2 protein-coding genes and 1 pseudogene are annotated in these 3,148 nt (G+C 62.2%); all 3 read left to right on the top strand.

Going from position 1 to position 3,148, the window contains the following annotated elements; genetic code table 11:
• Nucleotides 1–932, top strand: a pseudogene (locus Q0K17_RS11030) (V-type ATP synthase subunit A); the annotation flags it as partial.
• Nucleotides 932–2,359 (top strand): V-type ATP synthase subunit B, encoded by a 1,428-nt coding sequence (locus Q0K17_RS11025; RefSeq protein ID WP_294542957.1) that lies wholly within the window; start codon nucleotides 932–934, stop codon nucleotides 2,357–2,359. The pseudogene Q0K17_RS11030 and the gene Q0K17_RS11025, both read left to right, overlap by 1 nt.
• 38 nt (nucleotides 2,360–2,397) lie before the next feature.
• On the top strand, nucleotides 2,398–3,012 hold the full coding sequence (locus Q0K17_RS11020; RefSeq protein WP_294542958.1) for a V-type ATP synthase subunit D: 615 nt from the start codon (nucleotides 2,398–2,400) through the stop codon (nucleotides 3,010–3,012).
• The last annotated feature ends 136 nt before the right edge of the window (nucleotides 3,013–3,148 follow it).

The raw sequence follows: 3,148 nt of genomic DNA, 5'->3' as shown, positions 1-3,148 counted from the left end.
GCCTGATGGACCGTACCGTGTTGATTGCCAACACCTCCAACATGCCTGTGGCCGCCCGTGAGGCTTCCATCTACACCGGCATCACCCTGGCCGAGTATTACCGCGACATGGGTTACCACGCCGCCATGATGGCCGACTCCACCTCCCGCTGGGCCGAGGCTCTGCGTGAGATTTCCGGCCGTCTGGAAGAGATGCCCGCCGACGAAGGCTATCCGGCCTACCTGCCCAGCCGTCTGGCTGAGTTCTACGAGCGCGCCGGCTACTTCAAGACCCTGTGCGGGGAAGAGGGCTCGGTGTCGGTCATCGGCGCCGTCAGCCCCCAGGGCAACGACTTCTCCGAGCCGGTCACCCAGAACACCAAGCGGTTCACCCGCTGCTTCTGGGCCCTGGACAAGAGCCTGGCCTACGCCCGCCACTATCCCGCCATCAACTGGAACGATTCCTACAGTGAATATCTGGGCGATCTGTCCGAATGGTACTACGACAATGTGGGCACCGACTTCATGGAGTGCCGCAGCCGTCTGGCCGACCTGCTTCTGCAGGAGACCAACCTGATGCAGATCGTCAAGCTGATCGGTTCCGACGTTCTGCCCGATGACCAGAAGCTGACCATCGAGATCGCCCGCGTCATCCGCGTGGGCTTCCTGCAGCAGAACGCCTTCCATCCGGTGGACACCTATGTGCCCCTGGAAAAGCAGCTGAAGATGATGGAGATCATCCTGTACCTCTACGACAAGTGCAGCGCCCTGGTCGCCAAGCAGGTGCCGGTAAGCACCCTGCTGGCCACCGGTCTGTTCGACACCCTGGTCAAGATGAAGTACGATATCCCCAACGATGACTTCAGCCGCTTCGACGCCCTGCGCGCCGAGATCGATACCAAGCTGGCCGCCGCAGGCGCGAACGCCGGCAGCAGAGAAGGGGGCAACGCGTAATGATTCTGGAACATATTGGTCTGAACCAGATCAACGGTTCGCTGGTCGTGCTGGACGACGTACCCGGCGTCAGCTATGACGAGGTCGTCGAGCTGCACCTGGACAACGGCACCACCCGCACCGGCCGTGTTGTCATGGTGGAGGAAAACCGCTGCGTTATCCAGGTCTTTGAGGGCTCTTCCGGCCTGAGCCTGGTCAACACCCGCACCGTCTTTACCGGCCATCCCATGATGATGGATCTTTCGCCCGAACTGCAGGGCCGTATTCTGGACGGCCTGGGCCGCCCCATCGACGGCCAGGGCGATATCTACCCGGTGGCCCGCCGGGACGTGAACGGCGCTCCCATCAACCCGGTCAGCCGTGTGTATCCCCGGAACTACATCCACACCGGCATCTCCTCCATCGACTGCCTGACCACCCTGATCCGCGGCCAGAAGCTGCCCATCTTCTCCGGGTCCGGCATGCGCCACAATGAGCTGGCTGTGCAGATCGTGCAGCAGGCCAGCGTGTCCGACGGTTCGGACTTCGCCATCGTTTTCGCCGCCATGGGCGTCAAGAACGACGTGGCCGAATACTTCCGGGATTCCTTTGTCAGCACCGGCGCCATGGACCGGGTGGTCATGCTGCTGAACCTGGCCAACGACCCCATCATCGAGCGTATCATCACCCCCCGCGCCGCCCTGACCGTGGCTGAATACCTGGCCTTTGACCTGGGCAAGAACGTGCTGGTCATCCTCACCGATATGACCAGCTACTGCGAAGCCCTGCGTGAGTTCTCCTCCTCCAAGGGCGAGATTCCCGCTCGTAAGGGCTTCCCCGGCTACCTGTACTCCGATCTGGCCAGCCTGTACGAACGGGCGGGCATCATCAAGGGCAGCACCGGTTCTGTCACCCAGATCCCCATCCTGACCATGCCCGGTGACGACATCACCCACCCCATCCCCGACCTGACCGGCTACATCACCGAAGGCCAGATCGTGCTGGACCGTGCCATGGACGCCACCGGCATCTATCCGCCCGTGGCCGTGCTGCCCAGCCTGTCCCGTCTGATGAAGGACGGTATCGGCGCCGGCTACACCCGTGACGACCACGTCACTCTGGCCAACCAGCTCTTTGCCTGCTACGCCAAGGTGCAGGACGCCAAGGCGCTGGCCAGCGTCATCGGCGAGGAAGAACTGTCCGAGAGCGACAAGCTGCTGATGCAGTTCGGCCGGGAATTCGAGCACCGCTTCATCGGCCAGGGCAACACCAACCGCTCCATGGAAGAGACCCTGGACCTGGGCTGGGAACTGCTGGCCGGACTGCCCCGCGCCGCCCTGGACCGCTGCGACGACCAGCCTCTGGATACCTATTACGAGCCGGCCCGCAAGCGCCGTCTGCGCCGTCAGGCCATGCTGGACGCCCAGCCGGCCCCCAAGGCGGAATAATGTCCGAACATCAATTCTCTGGCAAAGGCAGGTGATTCATCGTGCAGCAGGTATTTCCCACAAAATCCAACCTGATGGCCACCAAGCGCAGTCTGGCGCTGGCCGAGCAGGGCTATGAACTGATGGACCGCAAGCGCAACATTCTGGTGCGCGAGATGATGCGCCTGATCGACCGCGCCGCGGCGATCCAGGATAAGATCAGTGCGTCCTACGCCGAAGCCTACGACGCCTTGCAGCGCGCCAACATCACCCTGGGCTCGGTGGGCGAGTTCACGGCCAGTGTTCCGGTGGAGACCGGCCTGACCATCGAGCGCCGCAGCGTCATGGGCGTGGAACTGCCCACCGTCACGCTGGAACCCAGCGCCCCCCTGGGGCTGTATTACGGTCTGGAATCCACCAACGGGCTGCTGGACAACGCCTACCTCAAGTTCAACGAAGTCAAGAAGCTGACCGTGGAACTGGCCGAGGTGGAAACCAGCGTCATCCGTCTGGCGGAAGCCATCCGCAAGACCCAGAAGCGTGCCAACGCCCTGGGCAACGTGCAGATCCCCCAGATGGAAGCCACCGTCAAGTTCATCGACGAAGCTCTGTCCGAGAAGGAGCGCGAGGAGTTCAGCCGCCTCAAGGTCATCAAGAACCAGAAAAACAAATAAATGCTTTTTCGGCCGCCGGTCCCGTTTGGGGCAGGGCGGTCTTTTTGCTTGAGCAGCTATGCTGCGAAATCGTGCGAAGCACGATGCAAAAACCAACGCGCAGCGTTGGTTCCGAAATTGGCTGGCCGCGAAAAGC

This window comes from uncultured Gemmiger sp., assembly GCA_944388105.1.
Taxonomy (GTDB): domain Bacteria; phylum Bacillota; class Clostridia; order Oscillospirales; family Ruminococcaceae; genus Gemmiger.
This window is presented reverse-complemented; position numbering and strand designations above follow the sequence as displayed.